This is a genomic window from Trinickia dinghuensis (assembly GCF_003367175.1).
GTDB lineage: Bacteria > Pseudomonadota > Gammaproteobacteria > Burkholderiales > Burkholderiaceae > Trinickia > Trinickia dinghuensis.
On sequence record NZ_QRGA01000007.1, the window covers coordinates 80,368 to 96,813 of the forward strand.

At 62.9% G+C, this 16,446-nt stretch carries 14 protein-coding genes; 9 read left to right on the forward strand and 5 right to left on the reverse strand.

Features of this window, described 5'->3' with window-relative positions; all coding sequences use genetic code 11:
- The first annotated feature begins 67 nt into the window (after nucleotides 1–67).
- A complete protein-coding gene (locus tag DWV00_RS12820; RefSeq protein WP_115533970.1) occupies nucleotides 68–1,594 on the forward strand; it encodes an aldehyde dehydrogenase family protein in 1,527 nt (508 codons plus the stop codon).
- Nucleotides 1,595–1,718: 124 nt separating this feature from the next.
- Here the strand turns inward: DWV00_RS12820 and DWV00_RS12825 are convergent, their stop codons facing one another.
- From DWV00_RS12825 to DWV00_RS12845, 5 genes are all read right to left on the reverse strand, one after another.
- On the reverse strand, nucleotides 1,719–2,792 hold the full coding sequence (locus DWV00_RS12825; protein ID WP_115533971.1) for a porin: 1,074 nt from the start codon (nucleotides 2,790–2,792) through the stop codon (nucleotides 1,719–1,721).
- Nucleotides 2,793–2,970: 178 nt separating this feature from the next.
- Entirely contained in the window at nucleotides 2,971–4,944 is a 1,974-nt protein-coding gene (gene acs, locus DWV00_RS12830; protein ID WP_425452760.1) for an acetate--CoA ligase, read from the reverse strand.
- Between the two features lie 152 nt (nucleotides 4,945–5,096).
- Nucleotides 5,097–5,321, reverse strand: coding sequence for a hypothetical protein (locus DWV00_RS12835; RefSeq protein ID WP_115533973.1), 225 nt, complete (start codon nucleotides 5,319–5,321; stop codon nucleotides 5,097–5,099).
- Nucleotides 5,322–5,596: 275 nt separating this feature from the next.
- On the reverse strand, nucleotides 5,597–7,495 hold the full coding sequence (locus DWV00_RS12840) for an ABC transporter ATP-binding protein/permease (protein WP_115533974.1): 1,899 nt from the start codon (nucleotides 7,493–7,495) through the stop codon (nucleotides 5,597–5,599).
- Nucleotides 7,492–8,367, reverse strand: coding sequence for an extracellular solute-binding protein (locus tag DWV00_RS12845; RefSeq protein ID WP_115533975.1), 876 nt, complete (start codon nucleotides 8,365–8,367; stop codon nucleotides 7,492–7,494). The genes DWV00_RS12840 and DWV00_RS12845 overlap by 4 nt, the downstream gene beginning before the upstream one ends.
- 201 nt (nucleotides 8,368–8,568) lie before the next feature.
- Between DWV00_RS12845 and DWV00_RS12850 the strand changes: the two genes are divergently transcribed.
- The 8 genes from DWV00_RS12850 (at nucleotide 8,569) to DWV00_RS12885 (ending at nucleotide 16,391) form a co-directional block, all read left to right on the forward strand.
- The gene (locus DWV00_RS12850; RefSeq protein WP_115533976.1) at nucleotides 8,569–8,991 is read left to right on the forward strand and encodes a TOBE domain-containing protein; all 423 of its coding nucleotides are present in this window, start codon (nucleotides 8,569–8,571) and stop codon (nucleotides 8,989–8,991) included.
- Nucleotides 8,992–9,103: 112 nt separating this feature from the next.
- Complete coding sequence (locus tag DWV00_RS12855) at nucleotides 9,104–9,373, forward strand: MoaD/ThiS family protein (protein WP_115533977.1); 270 nt, start codon at nucleotides 9,104–9,106, stop codon at nucleotides 9,371–9,373.
- Nucleotides 9,374–9,448: 75 nt separating this feature from the next.
- The gene (locus DWV00_RS12860; RefSeq protein ID WP_115533978.1) at nucleotides 9,449–10,642 is read left to right on the forward strand and encodes a WD40/YVTN/BNR-like repeat-containing protein; all 1,194 of its coding nucleotides are present in this window, start codon (nucleotides 9,449–9,451) and stop codon (nucleotides 10,640–10,642) included.
- 1 nt (nucleotide 10,643) lies between these two features.
- Nucleotides 10,644–11,912 (forward strand): MFS transporter, encoded by a 1,269-nt coding sequence (locus DWV00_RS12865; RefSeq protein WP_115533979.1) that lies wholly within the window; start codon nucleotides 10,644–10,646, stop codon nucleotides 11,910–11,912.
- 353 nt (nucleotides 11,913–12,265) lie between these two features.
- Entirely contained in the window at nucleotides 12,266–13,372 is a 1,107-nt protein-coding gene (locus DWV00_RS12870; protein ID WP_181885442.1) for a methyl-accepting chemotaxis protein, read from the forward strand.
- A gap of 32 nt (nucleotides 13,373–13,404) precedes the next feature.
- On the forward strand, nucleotides 13,405–13,773 hold the full coding sequence (locus tag DWV00_RS12875; RefSeq protein WP_115533981.1) for a response regulator: 369 nt from the start codon (nucleotides 13,405–13,407) through the stop codon (nucleotides 13,771–13,773).
- 73 nt (nucleotides 13,774–13,846) lie between these two features.
- Entirely contained in the window at nucleotides 13,847–14,176 is a 330-nt protein-coding gene (locus DWV00_RS12880; protein ID WP_245964857.1) for an STAS domain-containing protein, read from the forward strand.
- Between the two features lie 28 nt (nucleotides 14,177–14,204).
- Nucleotides 14,205–16,391 (forward strand): chemotaxis protein CheA, encoded by a 2,187-nt coding sequence (locus DWV00_RS12885; RefSeq protein WP_115534301.1) that lies wholly within the window; start codon nucleotides 14,205–14,207, stop codon nucleotides 16,389–16,391.
- Nucleotides 16,392–16,446: the final 55 nt, after the last annotated feature.

The following is a 16,446-nucleotide window of genomic DNA, read 5'->3' on the forward strand; positions in this document are numbered from 1 at the left end:
CCGACAGCCGTTTGGCGCTGTGATGTGTTTTTCAGAAAACGCGATCGAAATCTAAAGGAGACGTGCGATGGACCTGTTTGACCTGAAACAACTCGGCCTGGACATTGAATTCCCGTACCGCAAGCAGTACGACAACTATATCGGCGGCAAATGGGTGCCGCCGGTCAGCGGGAATTATTTCGAGAACGTCTCGCCGATCAACGGCAAGCCGTTCTGCCGCGTTCCGCGCTCGAGTTCGGAAGACATCGAACTGGCGATCGATGCCGCGCATGCGGCGCGCCGCAAGTGGGGCAAGACCTCGACCACCGAGCGCGGCAATCTGCTCCTGGCCGTGGCTGACCGCATGGAGAAGAACCTGAAGCTGCTCGCCGTCGCCGAGACGATCGACAACGGCAAGCCGCTGCGCGAGACGATGGCCGCCGACCTGCCGCTCGCCATCGATCACTTCCGTTATTTCGCCGGCTGCATCCGCGCGCAGGAAGGCGCGATTTCGGAGATCGACGACAACACGGTGGCTTACCATTTCCACGAGCCGATGGGTGTCGTCGGCCAGATCATCCCGTGGAATTTCCCCCTCCTGATGGCCGCCTGGAAGCTTGCCCCCGCGCTCGCGGCCGGCTGCTGCGTCGTCATGAAGCCGGCCGAGCAGACGCCTGCTTCCGTGATGGTCCTCATGGAAATCATCGGCGATCTGTTCCCCGCCGGCGTCATCAACATCGTCAGCGGTTTCGGCAAGGAAGCCGGCGAGGCCCTTGCCACGAGCAAGCGGATCGCGAAGATCGCCTTCACGGGGTCGACGCCGATCGGCAAGCGCATTCTGCACGCGGCGGCCGACAACCTGATTCCGAGCACGGTCGAGCTGGGCGGCAAGAGCCCGAACATCTTCTTCGCCGATGTGATGGACCACGACGATGCCTACTTCGACAAGGCGCTCGAAGGCTTGGCGATGTTTGCGCTGAATCAGGGCGAAGTGTGTACGTGTCCGTCGCGCATTCTGATTCAGGAATCGATCTATGGGCGCTTCATCGAGAAGGCGATCGAACGCGTCGGCAAGATCAAGGCCGGCCATCCGCTCGATCTGCAGACGATGATCGGCGCGCAGGCTTCGCAGCAGCAGCTCGACAAGATCCTCTCGTACATCGATATCGGCCGCGGCGAAGGCGCGCAGTGCCTGACCGGCGGTGCGCGCACGGCGCCGCTGTCCGATCTCGGCGACGGCTTCTACGTTCAGCCGACGATGCTGCTCGGCAACAACAAGATGCGCGTGTTCCAAGAGGAAATCTTCGGGCCCGTGGCGTCGGTGATGACGTTCAAGGACGAAGCGGAAGCGATCGAATTGGCCAACGACACGTTCTATGGCCTCGGCGCCGGCGTTTGGACGCGCAACGGTACGCGCGCTTATCGCATGGGCCGCGAGATCGAGGCGGGCCGTGTCTGGACGAACTGCTATCACCTGTATCCCGCGCACGCCGCGTTCGGCGGCTACAAGCAGTCGGGCATCGGCCGGGAAACGCATAAGAAGGCACTCGAGAACTATCAGCAAACGAAGTGTCTGCTCGTCAGCTATCAAGCCGAGGCGCTTGGGTTCTTCTGATACCGATTTCGATCGACTCGTTGCCGCCTTATCGGCGGCATTTGCTCGAGCACCGCGGAAGCAATCGGTGCTCGAGCTTTTTTGCGTCTACTGCATTGACGGAGCTTGGTCCGGTCAGGACGCTTTAAAACGCGTGCCGCACGCCGACATCGACGCCGACGGTCGTGCCAGGCAGCCCGAACACCGTGTTGTCGCTGAGACCGAAGCCCGAGTTCATCGCGCCATGATTGTTGACCATGGCCACCTGCCCGTAGAGCTGGGTCCGCTTCGAGAGGCTGTAGACGGTGCCGACCGCGCCCATCACCGAATGGTTCGCCGTGTTGTTCCGATCACTGGTGAACCAGACGCCGCCGTTCAGATCGAGCGCCGGATTCAACTGATAGTCCAGCCCGCCGCTATAGACGTTGTTGCTGAACGATCCCGCCACTTTGTAGCTCGTGAACGAAGCCTTGCCCGTCAGCGCGCCGAACGTATAACCGACCCCGACCGTGCGGCCCACGAACGCGACGGTGCTAGACAGCGGCGTGATGGCCGTGCCGCCGCTGTTGCCGTCGTAGAGCGCCGCGTTGATCATCAGGCCGCCGTTCTGATAGGTCAGGCTGCCCGAGTACTGACGTCCCGCTTGGAAATTGCCCGCCTGGCCGCCGAGCGCGAGCATGGCGCTGCCGGTGAGCCCGGCGATGGTCGGGCTCGTGTACGAGATCGCGTTCGAATTGAACAGGCCCGTGGCGAGCACGTTATCGACGTAGCTGACGATGCCGCTGCCGAAGTGGGCCAGATTGCGCGGATCGGAGCCGTCGATTGCCAGGAAGAAAGGCGAGAACTGCAAGCCGAGCTTCGCTTCGCCGAAGCCGCCATCGAGCGCGACCCAGGCTTGCCGGCCGAAGTAGTTGCCGTTCGAATGGCTCAGTGCGCCGTTCGCGATGCTAATGCCGCTCTCGAGCTGGAAATTGGCCTTCAAGCCGCCGCCCAGATCCTCGCTGCCCTTCAGCCCGAACACCGTCGGGGTCAAGCCCGTATCCATGAACGAGAACTGATGCCCCGCGTTCTGTCCGGCATTCGCACCCGGTGTGCGGTTCGTGTACAGCAGCCCGGCGTCGAGATCGCCATAGAGCGTGACGCTGCTCTGGGCGAAGCTCGGGGCGCTCGCAACCGCGCCGAGCAAGGCTACTGACAAGACCATTTTTTTGCTACTCATCGTCTACCTCCGTGGGTGTTGATTTGGCTTTAATGAACGACTAATCCTATTGATTGGATAGGAGTGCTAATTAATCGGACGAATCCGACCATTTCCGGCACGAGGGAGGCCGTGCCGTATGACGGCATGGGGCGCGCACCGACGCGCTAGGCGCGCCGGCAGCGTCGGTGGCGCGGCGTTATCGCGCTTGACCCAATTGGTTGAGGATGTCGGGGTTTTCGAGCGTGGAGGTGTCCTGCGTGATCGCCTCGCCCTTCGCGAGCGAGCGCAGCAAGCGCCGCATGATCTTGCCCGAGCGTGTCTTCGGCAGGTTGTCGCCGAACCGGATTTCCTTCGGCTTCGCGATCGGCCCGATCTCCTTGCCGACCCAGTCTCGCAGCGCCTTGGCGAGCTGCTCGGCTTCTTCCCCTTGCGGTCGCGCGCGCTTGAGCACGACGAACGCCACGACGGCTTCGCCCGTCGTCTCGTCGGGCCGTCCGACCACCGCGGCCTCCGCTACAAGTTCGTGCGCGACGAGGGCCGATTCGATCTCCATCGTCCCGAGCCGGTGGCCCGACACGTTGAGTACGTCGTCGATCCGGCCTGTGATCGTGAAGTAGGCCGTGTCCTTGTCGCGCACCGCGCCGTCGCCGGCGAGGTACAGCGCACCGCCGAGCTCTTGCGGGTAGTAGCTTTTCACGAAGCGTTCCGGGTCGCCCCAGACCGTGCGTATCATCGAGGGCCACGGGCGCTTCACGACGAGGATGCCGCCTTGTCCGTCGGGCACGTCCTGTCCCGTTTCGTCGACGACGGCCGCCATGATGCCGGGCAACGGCAACGTGCACGATCCGGGCACGGTCGGCGTGGCGCCCGGCATCGGTGCGATCATGTGGCCGCCGGTCTCGGTTTGCCACCAGGTGTCGACGACGGGGCAGCGCTCGCCGCCGACGTGCCGGTGATACCACATCCAAGCTTCGGGATTGATCGGCTCGCCGACGGTGCCGATGATGCGCAGGCTCGAGAGATCGTGGCGCGCGGGATGCACGTTCGCGTCGGCTTCGGCGGCTTTGATCAGCGACCGGATCGCGGTCGGGGCCGTATAGAACAACGACACCCGATGATCGCCGATCATCTTCCAGAAGCGTCCGGCGTTCGGATAGGTGGGCACGCCCTCGAACACGACCTGGGTCGCGCCCAATGCGAGCGGGCCGTAGGCGATATACGTGTGGCCCGTGATCCAGCCGATGTCGGCCGTGCACCAGAAGACGTCCTCGCGCTTCCAGTCGAACGTCCACTTCATCGTCTGCGCGGCCCAGAGCAGATAGCCGGCGGTGCTGTGCTGAACGCCCTTGGGTTTGCCGGTGGAGCCGGATGTGTAAAGGATGAACAGCGGATGCTCGGCGCCGACCCATTCGGGCTCGCAAACGTCGGGCTCGTTTTCGACGATTTCGTGCAGCCAGCAATCGCGGCTTTCGCGCCATGCGACGTAGCCGCCCGTGCGGCGGTAGACGATCGTCGTCTTGACGGCGTCGCAGCCGCCCATGGCGAGGGCGTCATCGGCGATCTGTTTGAGCGGTAGCGTTTTGCCGCCGCGCACTTGTTCGTCCGCGGTGATGACGGCCACGGCGCCGACGTCGACGATGCGCTCATGAAGCGACTTCGCCGAGAACCCGCCGAAGACGACCGAATGCGTGGCGCCGATGCGCGCGCAGGCTTGCATGGCTGCGATGCCTTCGATCGACATGGGCATGTAGATGACGACGCGATCGCCGCGCTGGATGCCGCGCCGCTTGAGCGCGTTGGCCAGGCGCGAAACGCGCGAGAGCATCTGTGCGTAGGTGACGCGTGTGACCGTGCCGTCGTCAGCTTCGAAGACAATGGCTACGCGATCGCCATGGCCGGCGGCGACATGGCGATCGAGGCAGTTGTACGACGCGTTCAGCTCGCCGTCTTCGAACCACTTATAGAACGGTGCGTTGGACTCGTCGAGCACCTTGCCGAACGGCTTGCGCCATTCGAGCGCTTCGCGTGCGAGCCCGGCCCAGAAGCCTTCGTAATCGCGTTCGGCCTGCGAGGCCAACTCACGATAAGCCGCCATGCCGGAGATGTTCGCGCCGCTTTGTGCTTCGGCCGTCGGTTCGAAGCTTCGCTGCTTCTGAGGGGGCAATTCCATCGAGGTCACAGATGTCTCTCCGCTGATATCGTTCTAAATCAATGCGGCGCGACAAACGCAACTTGTATGCCAAGCGAGCGGAATCAGGCTGGACGTGCGTGGGCGCTAGGTCTGTGCGGGCGGCGCGCAACCGCGACGTCGTTGAGGTTGCTTCAGAATGTGACGATCCATTGTTTCATGGCGCGACACGGCGGTTCGTGCTGATAGAACGCACCGCTCAAATTGATCTCAACTGCGGCCATGCCGCGCGAGTCGCAATAGCGGAAACCTCGTGAAGGCAGTTCGTCGTAGCCATCTCGATTCACGTTCTCGATGTCCTTGCGAGCGTACCCGTGCTCCGCGTCGCTCGCTCGCGCCCGCCAGTAGGCGTTGCCCATGGCTGACCCGGGTCTGCCGGATTGGAACGATCGCATGGAGTTCAATGCCGAAGTCGCAGCGGTGGAGCTGTCCGGCGAGTCATGTTGATCATCCCTGGCGATCGGCTAATACCGTAGCTGGTAGGGAGTGCTGGAGCAGTACCGGTCCCTGCGGCGCTGACGCGGCTTCGGCTCCTCAGCTTTACTGTGGAAACAAAGAGCTTTCAAAAAAACCGCCTTCGGGCGGTTTTTTTGTTGTGCGGTCGGGAGGCCGCCGCCGGGATTCGGTGGCCTGCTCAAGAAGGCGAATAGGATCCGCACTGAGTGGCTACAGCCGGCGCTCGATCCTCGCCCTGTTTGGGCTCGCAACTCCACACCGACACCCCCGCAGGATCGACGATAAACGTTTCGACTTGGTCCTCGCGCAGCGGCATCTCACCGATCGACACGTCGAATTGTCCGTCCGCCGTTTTGATGCAGGCATAACGCTCGCCGTTGCGCAATTCGATCGAGTGGACCTTGGCTTTGAACGAGTTGGGTCCGGCGCCGGGCCGAATCGCTCGCGAAGCGATTCGCCACATCACATTCGCGCCCGCATCGATCGTTCGATTCGCTGTCTCGAGCATCAAGCCGTCATACACCTCGACCAAGCCGGAGGCATGCATCGTCCCCGCTCCGATATTGCGAAGGCCAAGCAACTCGGACACGCGCAGGCTCGCGGGCTGAGCGAACACCCGCTCGGTCGGCCCCGCCTGAAGCACGCGGCCTTGATCGATGACGAGCAGTTCGTCGGCCAGCAGCGCCGCTTCGTCCGGATCGTGCGTGACTAGAATCGTCACGGCGGAAATCTCGCGTTGCAGTTCACGCAGCGATTGGCGAAGCTGACGGCGGCGCGGCGTATCGAGCGCGGAAAACGGCTCGTCGAACAGCAGCAAATGACTGTGCCGCGTCAGCGCACGAGCGAGCGCGACACGCTGCCGTTGACCGAAGGAGAGTTGATGCGGCAAGCGATTGAGCAATGCGCCGAGCCCCAGATGATCGGTCCAATACCGCGCGCTCGCGGCATCGGCATCGATCGGAAACGCGAGTTGCTGCGACACGGTCATATGGGGAAACAGCCCGTAGTCCTGCGGCATGTATCCGATTTGCCGATGCTCGGGCTCTAAGCTGCCGAGGTCTCGTTGGCCGAGTGTCACGCTACCGGCATCGTTATGTTCGAGTCCTGCGATCAGCTTTAACGCCAGCGATTTGCCGGACCCCGAAGGGCCGATGATCGCGAGCCGCCGCGTTGACGGCGCCCACTGTACGTCCAGGTGGAATGTCCCGAGCTGCTTCTTCAAATCGACGGAAAGACGCGGATTGTCCTTCGCCTGCTTTCCAAGCGGCACCGGCGCGAGCACGGGTTCCGCGCCATTTTCGATGCGCTCGTCGGCGCCGCGGTATCGTGCGCGCGGGCTATAGGCCGAGAACACCGCGCAGGCAATCGCAATGGCCAGTGTGGGCAGCAGCAGCGGCATCATGGCGGGCAGGCCCTGCCCGCCGAAAAGGACGTACGTATAGACCGGCAGCGAATACGGGTGATAGGCAACCATCACCGTGGCGCCAAATTCGCCGAACGCCCGAAGCCAAGTGAGCGCGAGCCCGGCGCGAATCCCCGGCCATGCCGCCGGCAGCACGACGCGCATGAACCGGCTCATCGCATGATGGCCGAGCGTCGCGGCCACGTCTTCGAAGACGGGATCGACGGCCGAGAATGCAGATCGGGCCGCAACGATCAGGAATGGCGCGGCAACGAACGTCTCGGCCACGACGATGCCGGCGAACGAGTCCGTCAGCGCGCCGTTCAAGGCGTGCCCGATCGCGCTATACGGACCGACCAGAAACAATAGCAATATCCCGCTGGTCAGCGGGGGTAAGGCGAGCGGCAATTGCACGACGAAACCGAGCACGGCCATGGCTCGCGACGACGAACGTGCGAGCCAATAGCCGAGCGGTACCCCCGCGATCAAGATGATCAGCGCAGCCGTGCTCGCGCTCGCGACGGAAACGCCTACCGCCGACCAAGTCGAACGCCAATCGACGTTCGCCCAGTTCACGTGCGAGATTTGCGGCACGCTCGCGATGAACGGCAGGCATAAATAGATCGCGAGCAGGACGGCGAGCGGCAACAGGGGCCGTGCAACACTTCGCTTCATTGCTTCGATTCAACCGCCGTCTTCAGTACGGTCGGGACGGCTTGCGCATCGCCGCTGACCGTGGTTTTGACCACGTCGACACCGTGAGCCTTCAGCAGGTCGCGCCCCTGCGCGCTGAGCAGGAAGTCGACGAACTTCGCCGCGCCCGCGGCATTCGGAGCGTCGGAGAGCACCGTCAGCGTGTAATTGGCCTGAGCCTTGAGTTCCGGCGCGGGGGCCACGGCGGGAATCTTCAGATCGGACGTTTCCGTCGAATAGAAGAACCCGGCGTCGAGCTGGCCCGATTGCAGACGGCCGACCAGCGTTTCCTCAGGCAATACTTGTGCGGGGTTCTCTTCGTCGCCGAGCGTCTTCTGGACCAAGTCGGGCTTGCCGTACAACGTAGCGGCCTTCTTCATCAACTCGAGCGTGAACATCCCCTTCGGGTCGAGCTTCGGATCGGTGCGGCCGATATGGATGCCGGGTTCTTCCAGCACTTCATCCCAGCGCTTGGTTTGGAAGTCGTGAGCGAAGCGGCTCTGCGGGTTATAGCCGATCATCAGCGGCGACTTGGCGAACGTCACGTACCAGGTCACTTGATTGCCGTTGGCGGCGCCCATCAGGGCATCGTTGACCTTGGGGCTCGCGCTGATGAACACGTCGCCCTGGCGCAGCTTGCCCTTGAGTTCGTTGGCGATCTTCTTCGAGCCGGCGGCATAGCCTTCAAAGTGCAAGCCCGTCTGCTTTTCGAAGGCGGGGCCGACACCGTGTTCCATCAAATTCACGAGCGAGCCGGCGTAGAGCACTTTGACGGTGCCTTCGTCCGCGAAGCAGTTTTGAGCGGATACGACGCCCGCGAGCAACGCCACACCGACGACAATCTTACGAAACATACAGGTCTCTCTTGTTCGTTATAGAGGATCGTATATTACGCCTGGTCGAGGGCAAATCATTGACGCGGTTGGGGGTTTCTCCGAATTTCCGGTATTGGCGCCCGGCACTATGGGCTAGGTTTCATCGGAAGTACACTAGGCGTTGCTAAAACCTAACCATTTGCTTTCCGCCGAACAACGGCCGATACCTCGGAGATCGACATGCGAACCAGCGCGCGCAACCATTTCAACGGCAAAGTCACCGCAGTCAAGGCGGGGGCCGTCAATGACGAAATCACCCTGAATGCGGACGGTGTCGAACTCGTCGCCATCATTACGCACGGAAGCGCCGCGTCGTTGGGGCTCAAACAAGGTTCGGATGCGTTTGCGCTGATCAAGGCGTCGTCGGTAGTGGTGATGGTGGGGGCGGACCCGAGCAAGGTCTCGGCCCGCAATTGCGTCGAGGGCACGGTGGCCTCGGTCGAAAAGGGCGCGGTCAACGCCGAAGTCGTGATCAAAGCGGCTGGCGGAGCGCAGATCGTTTCCATTATCACGAACGACAGCGTCGATCGCCTCGGCCTTGCCGCCGGCAGCAAGGCATCGGCGATCTTCAAGGCGTCGAGCGTGATCGTCGGCGTGGCGTGAACCCGCCCGTGAAGCTTTGCGCCGGCTACTGATATTCGGTGGCTGGCGAGTAGTGCCATCCCACCGCGTTCGACTACACTTAAGCACCCCCAGCCGAACCGTCCGCCCTCCCATGGCGCACCTCTTTTTCGCCGCTTCGATCCAGCGGCACATCGCGATGCCCGAACGCGACGTCACCGCGCGCTCGGTCGACGAGGCATTGTCCGCGGTCTTCGCCGACGAGCCCCGTCTGCGCGGCTATATCCTCGACGATCAAGGCGGCTTGCGCAAACATTTGTCCGTCTTCGTGGATGGCAGGCCGCTGCGCGATCGCCACCGTTTGTCGGATCCGGTCGAAACAGACAGTCGTATTTACGTCGTGCAAGCGCTTTCCGGCGGCTGATATCGCAGGAATGCATCGCACGAAGTCATCGCACGAAGGTATCGCAAACACACCAATTACATCGGAGACACGACCGTGAACGACGACCGCTTGATCGTTGGCACCCGCAAAGGGTTGTTCGTTTTCGAACGGGACGATGCGAGCGCGCGTCGCTGGAAGCAGGTCGCGCTTCACTTCATCGGCGAGCCCGTTACCTCGGCGCTGGCCGATCCGCGCGACGGCACGCTTTACGCCGCGCTCAATCTCGGTCACTTCGGCGTCAAGCTGCACCGTCTGCCTGCCGGTGCAACCCAATGGGAGCCGTGCACGGCGCCGGTCTATCCGCCGCAGCCTGCGGCCGAAGCGGTAGTGGATGCGGCGGCGTTTGCCGATCCTGCCGACGGATCCGCCGCTGCTGCCGCGCAACCGGCGCGCGAGGACAGCCGCTCCGATGAGCAAGAACCCCTTTGGTCGCTCGAACAGATTTGGACGCTCGAGCCGGGCGGCGCCGACGAACCCGGCACGCTCTGGGCCGGCACGATCCCAGGCGGGTTGTTTCGTTCGGACGACCGCGGCGATACCTGGACCTTGATCCGCTCGCTATGGGATCGGCCCGAACGGCGCGAGTGGGGCGGTGGCGGCTACGACCACGCGGGCATTCATTCGGTGCTGGTCGATCCGCGCGATAGCCGCCACGTGACGATCGGCGTTTCGTCCGGCGGCGTTTGGCAAACGTTCGATGGCGGCGATACCTGGCGTCCGACATCGAAGGGCATGGAAGCCGATTACATGCCGCCCGAGCGCCGGTTCGAAGAGAACGTCCAGGACCCGCATCGCGTCGTTCAATGTCTGGCCGTTCCGGAGCGGCTTTGGACGCAGCATCATTGCGCGATCTTTCGCTCGACCGACGGCGGCGAGCAATGGACGCGCATCGAGGCGCAGCCGTCGAACTTCGGTTTTGCGGTAGCCGTTCATCCGCACGACCCCGACATTGCGTGGTTCGTGCCCGCGGTGAAGGATGCGTGCCGTATTCCCGTGGATGGCGACTTCGTCGTCACGCGCACTCGCGACGGGGGCCGTACATTCGAGCGCTTCTCGCAGGGCCTGCCGACGCCACCTGCTTATGATCTGGTCTATCGCCACGGGCTCACCATCGATGCGACAGGCACCCGGCTTGCAATGGGCTCGACGACGGGCGGGCTATGGGCCTCCGACGATTCTGGAGAGCGCTGGCACGAAATCTCGGCGCATCTGCCGCCTATCTATCACGTGAGCTTTGCCGGAGCCTGACATGATTTCCAGACCGCACCGGCATGTTGCCGATTCGGGATATGCCGTGATGCGTCTAGGCGTCACGCTCGCGCTGATGACCATCGGCAGCAGCAGTATGTATGTGCTGTCCGTCATGTTGCCTGCCGTGCAGGCCGATTTCGGCAGCAGCCGTTCCGATGTCTCGCTGTCGTACACGCTGCTGATGGTCGGCTTCGGTGTCGGCGGTGTGGTGATGGGCCGCTTGGCCGATCGCTTCGGTGTGATGTGGCCGTTGCTGCTCGGCGCGGTAGGCTTGGGCTTAGGGTATCTGGCCAGCGCGATGTCCGGCAGCGTCATGATGTTCGCGCTTGCGCAGGGCGCGCTGGTCGGACTGTTGGGCAGCAGCGTCGTGTTTGCTCCGCTCGTTGCCGACACCTCGCTCTGGTTCGTCAAGCGGCGGGGCTTGGCCGTGGCCATCTGCGCGAGCGGCAATTATCTGGCCGGTGCCATCTGGCCGCCGGTGGTCCAGCATTTCGTCGGCATCGCGGGATGGCGCTCGACCTATATGGGGATGGCACTTTTTTGCAGTCTCTCGATGGCGGCGCTGGCGCTGCTGCTTCGAGAGCGGCCTCCCGCAATGGAGCCGGCGGCGCGGCAGCATGCGGATGGCGCGCCGGAAGCGGCGGCCGCGATACGACCCTTCGGCTTTTCGTTCGGCACGGCTCAGGGTCTGTTGTGCGTAGCGGGTGTGGCTTGCTGCGTTGCCATGGCCACGCCACAGGTCCACATCGTCGCCTATTGCGGCGACCTCGGATATGGCGCGGCGCGCGGTGCGCAGATGCTGTCGGTCATGCTGGGCTTCGGCATTGCAAGCCGGTTGATCTCGGGCTTGATTTGCGATCGCATTGGCGGAGTGCGTACGCTGCTGCTGGGCTCGGTGTTGCAATGCGTCGCGCTGCTGCTCTTCTTGCCGTTCAATGGGCTCGTGCCCTTGTTCGTGGTGTCGGCGCTGTTCGGCTTGTTTCAGGGCGGCATCGTCCCGTCGTACGCGATCATCGTGCGCGAGCATTTTCCGGTTCGGGAAGCCGGTGCCCGAGTCGGCACCGTGCTGATGTGCACGCTGCTCGGCATGGCGCTCGGAGGCTGGCTCGCCGGCAAGATGTTCGATCTCACCGGCAGCTATCACGCCGCATTTCTGAACGGCGTCGCCTGGAATCTGCTCAACATGGGCATCGCGCTGACGCTCTTGGTGCGGGTGCGGCGACTGTCCCGCCGCCGCGAAGCGGCATTCGCGGTGACGGGAACGTAGCAGCCCGCTCCACGCCGATTCAAGCCCGGCCCGCTGAATGAGCGGGCACTCGCGCACAAGCACTATCGCACCCCGCTGTCCAACCGACAATTCGTTGTGCATGCAACGTAAATTGTTGCACAAGCAACCAATTACCCATGCCATGCAGCACGTTCGTTCGCATTGATCTGCGACAAACGAAGCCATCGATGCGGCGACATTTTTTCTCCTCAAGTATTCGTCGTACCCGTCGTTAAAGGTACGGGAAAGGAATGTTTTACGTAATTGATAGCTAACTGCGCAGGTGTTGAGTAATGGTTTCCGATGGTGCCGTGTCAGGGAGTGCTGTACTCGACCGCTTTGCATGTTCAGCTTTGAGCACGATCGGCGCGTTGTCCTTGTGGTTCGTTGCCGGATGGCAATGGAGCACGGCGGCCGCTGTTGCCAGCGTTGTGCTGTTGATTGTCGGGCCCCTATTCGACGGTCGTCGAAGCAAACGTTTCGCGAGCGACAACGTTCAACTGCAAGCCTTCGTCGAAGGCACCGCACAGATTGGTGAAGACCTTCTCCCCGTCTGGAGCGCGCATCTGGAAAGCTCGCGCTCGCAGATGGAGGTCGCCGTCTCCGCATTGACGACGCGCTTCGCCGCGATCGTTCAACGTCTCGATCAAACGCTGAAAGCTTCCTCGCAAGACGGCGACGATGCCATCGCGCGCCTGTTCGCGCAAAGCAGCGAACAGCTCGCGAGCGTGCTCGGCGCATTGCGCGACGCCATGGCTAGCAATCAGACGATGCACGACGAAGTGAAGGCGTTGAACGGCTTCATCGCCGAGCTGCAAAGCATGGCAACGGAAGTGGCCAGCATCGCCTCGCAAACGAACTTGCTCGCCGTGAACGCGGCCATCGAAGCTGCCCATGCGGGCGAGCAGGGTAGAGGTTTCGCCGTGCTCGCCAACGAGGTGCGCAAGCTCTCGACGATGTCCGGCGAAACGGGCCGGCGCATGACGGCCAAGGTCGAGACGATCGCCGAAGCCATCGCCACTGCATCGGATGCCGCTCAAGCGTCCGAGCGCCGCGGCTCGGATTCGTCCGTGGTGGCCGAGTCGGTTATCACCGGCGTACTCGGACAACTACGCACCGTCACCGATCGGCTCGAGACATCGGCAAACACGCTTAAAGAAGAGAGCGCCGGCATTCAAACGGAGATCTGCGACATGCTGGTTCAGTTGCAGTTTCAGGATCGCGTCAGTCAACGCATGGCGCACGTGCGCGACAGCATGGATCAATTGCCGCCGCTCCTGACCGACAGCCGCCGGCAGTTCGAAGAATCGGGTGTATTGCACGCCGCCGATGCGTGCGCGCTGCTCGCCGCACTGCAACGCAGCTATGCAATGGACGACGAGCGCATCACGCATGGCGGCAGCGCAGCGCCGGCCGCCGCGACTGCGACTGAGGCCACGGACGACGTGACCTTCTTTTGATCAATCGATATAAAACGCTACGGGGAAACACTTTGGCCAAGACCATCATGATCGTCGACGATTCCGCTTCGCTGCGTCAGGTTGTCGGCATCGCGCTGCGCGGCGCGGGCTATGACGTCATCGAAGGCAGCGACGGGGTCGATGCATTGAAGAAGCTGACGGGACAGAAGGTCCACCTCATCGTCAGCGACGTGAACATGCCGAACATGGACGGCATCTCGCTGGTCAAGAAGGTGAAGGAGATGCCGGCCTACAAGTTCACGCCGATCGTGATGCTGACGACGGAGTCTCAAGAAGAGCGCAAGCGCGAAGGCCAAGCGGCCGGCGCAAAAGCCTGGGTGGTCAAGCCGTTCAATCCGCCTCAATTGCTCGCGGTGGTTCAGAAGCTCGTGCTGCCTTGAACTTGGCCAGCACAACGACACGAGCCCGTACGTCCCCTCATTGAAGGCCCCCATCTTGAACGCGTCCCCCTCAGTGTTCGCCATCGAAGGCGAGCTGACCATCTATCGCGCCGCCGAACTCCACGCCGAGTTTCAGCGGGCCGTAATTGGTACCGGTTCCTTTTTTCTCGATCTCTCGGCTGTCACGGAGTTTGACAGCGCCGGCGTGCAGTTGCTGCTGGCGGCGCGGCGGTCCGTACTCGCCGCCGGTGGCGAGTGGCGCATCGCCGCATCGAGCGATGCGGTTCGTGAAGTGTTGGACACCTTGGGCCTTTATGCGGGCCTTGCGGATACCGGTGTGAGTACCGGCGCCGATACCGGTGCCGATACCGAGACGGCGCGAGCGTCGTCCGCGCATTGCTGACCCGTGCGCAGGAGACACCGATATGGCCATGAACATGGATGACGCGCTGCAGATCTTCTTCGAGGAAGCGCATGAGCTGCTCACAGAGATGGAAGCGGCGCTTCTGCGTTTGAGCGAGCAGAGCGGCGACGCGGAATCGATCAACGCGGTGTTTCGCGCAGCGCATACGATCAAAGGTTCGGCGGGACTGTTCGGTCTCGACGACATCGTCGCATTCACGCATCGTGCGGAAGGCGTACTCGATCGGGTACGCGCCGGGCAGATCGTGCTCGACGATGCGCTGATCGGTACGCTGTTGGCGAGCGGAGACTACATCGCACGGCTTGTCGGCGCCGTCGAGACGGCCACGCCGCAAGTCGACGATGAAGTCGTGTCTGTCGGGGCGGACCTGAGCGCAAAGCTCGAGCGCTATTTGGAATCGCAGGCTCGGGCTGCGTCCGGCGGCGAGGCCGGCGAGGCATCGAACACGTCGCGGCGCAACGAGGCTGAACGCGATGGGGTGCATGGCTGCGACGCTGCGTCGTGCGCCCGTGAGGCCGAGGCCAGCATCGCTCGCTGGCGCATCGCCGTTCGCTTTGGCGCGGACGTTTTCCGCAACGGCATGGATCCGTTGTCGTTCATTCGGTACCTTGGCACCCTCGGCGAGATCGAGCGAGTCGTCACGATCGCCGATCAAGTGCCGGTGCTCGACGAGATCGACGCCGAAACCTGCTACTTGGCCTTCGAAATCGACTACGCGACGCAAGCCGATCGAGCCGCGATCGAAGGCGCGTTCGAATTCGTGGCGGACGATTGCGTGCTCGACATCGCGCGTATCGACGATCGACGTTGTGCCGGATCAGAGGCGGATCAGGGCGTATCGGATGCAACCCCCGACGTCGAGTTTGCGGGCGCTTCCGCCACGGAGCAGCTAACGACGGCGATCGCATCCGCAGCGTCTGAAGTATCGGCCGCTTTGACGGCTTCGACCGGCTCAACCGCCGCGACCGCATCGCCCGCACAAAGGCCCTCCGCTAAATCCCCGGCCGGCCCGGCGCCCGCCGAGCGCCAATCCATGCGCGTGGACGCCGACAAGATCGATCACCTGATCGACCTCGTCGGCGAGCTGATCACCGCTGCGGCAAGCGCGAGCATGCTGGCGAAACGCACGCACAACGTCGAACTGCAAGAGTCGACCGCCACGCTCTCCCAGCTCGTGGAAGGCGTGCGCGACAGCGCGCTGCAACTGCGTATGGTGAAAATCGGCGGCACGTTCAGCCGTTTCCATCGCGTGGTGCACGACGTCGCGCGCGAACTGGGCAAGGATATCGAGCTGCGCGTGAGCGGAGAGGACACCGAACTCGACAAGACGGTCGTCGAGCGCATCGGCGATCCGCTCATGCATCTCGTGCGCAACGCGATGGATCACGGCATCGAATCGCGCGAGGCGCGCGCCACATGCGGCAAGCGCGCGCACGGCACGCTCTCGCTCAATGCGTATCACGACTCCGGCAGCATCGTCATCGAAGTGAGCGACGACGGCGGCGGCTTGGACCGCGACCGAATTCTCGCCAAGGCCATCGAAAGGGGCCTCGTGGAATCGGACCGCCAGATGACCGACAGCGAGATTCACGCGTTGATCTTCGAGCCCGGCTTTTCCACGGCCGACCAGGTCACGAAGCTGTCGGGCCGCGGTGTCGGCATGGACGTCGTCAAACGCAATATCGAAGAGCTGCGCGGCAGCGTCGACATCAAGAGCCGGCTCGGCGAAGGCACGACGGTCGCCGTGCGGGTCCCGCTGACGCTCGCGATCATCAACGGCTTCCAAGTCGGCATCGGCCGCTCGGTCTTCGTCGTACCGCTCGAAATGGTGGACGAATGCGTCGAGTTCACGGCCACGGGCGAGCACGACTACACCGATCTGCGCAGCGCCGTCCTGCCGTTCATTCGGCTGCGCACGTTGTTCGAAGTCGCCGGCGAGCCGCCGGCGCGTCAAAACATCGTCGTCGTCAAACACGCGAGCCAGAAGTTCGGCATCGTTGTCGACAGTTTGATGGGCGAAACGCAAACCGTCATCAAGCCGCTCTCGAAGATCTTCGCGCAGGCGCGCGGGATCAGCGGCTCGACGATTCTCGGCAGCGGCGAGGTCGCTTTGATCCTCGACGTTCCTATGTTGCTGCAGCAAATCCAAATCCAACAGTCCACGGCGGCCCCTGTCCCCGCGGGCGATCTTTGACCCGCGCTTGTCGCCAATCATAGACCGTACCAACAAAGCGCTCCCGATCGAGAAG

Coding starts and splice junctions, on each gene's coding strand:
- DWV00_RS12820 (WP_115533970.1), top strand. CDS start 68: ATGGACCTGTTTGACCTGAAACAACTCGGCCTGGACATTGAATTCCCG.
- DWV00_RS12825 (WP_115533971.1), bottom strand. CDS start 2,792: ATGAGTAGCAAAAAAATGGTCTTGTCAGTAGCCTTGCTCGGCGCGGTT.
- acs (WP_425452760.1), bottom strand. CDS start 4,944: ATGGAATTGCCCCCTCAGAAGCAGCGAAGCTTCGAACCGACGGCCGAA.
- DWV00_RS12835 (WP_115533973.1), bottom strand. CDS start 5,321: ATGGGCAACGCCTACTGGCGGGCGCGAGCGAGCGACGCGGAGCACGGG.
- DWV00_RS12840 (WP_115533974.1), bottom strand. CDS start 7,495: ATGAAGCGAAGTGTTGCACGGCCCCTGTTGCCGCTCGCCGTCCTGCTC.
- DWV00_RS12845 (WP_115533975.1), bottom strand. CDS start 8,367: ATGTTTCGTAAGATTGTCGTCGGTGTGGCGTTGCTCGCGGGCGTCGTA.
- DWV00_RS12850 (WP_115533976.1), top strand. CDS start 8,569: ATGCGAACCAGCGCGCGCAACCATTTCAACGGCAAAGTCACCGCAGTC.
- DWV00_RS12855 (WP_115533977.1), top strand. CDS start 9,104: ATGGCGCACCTCTTTTTCGCCGCTTCGATCCAGCGGCACATCGCGATG.
- DWV00_RS12865 (WP_115533979.1), top strand. CDS start 10,644: ATGATTTCCAGACCGCACCGGCATGTTGCCGATTCGGGATATGCCGTG.
- DWV00_RS12885 (WP_115534301.1), top strand. CDS start 14,205: ATGAACATGGATGACGCGCTGCAGATCTTCTTCGAGGAAGCGCATGAG.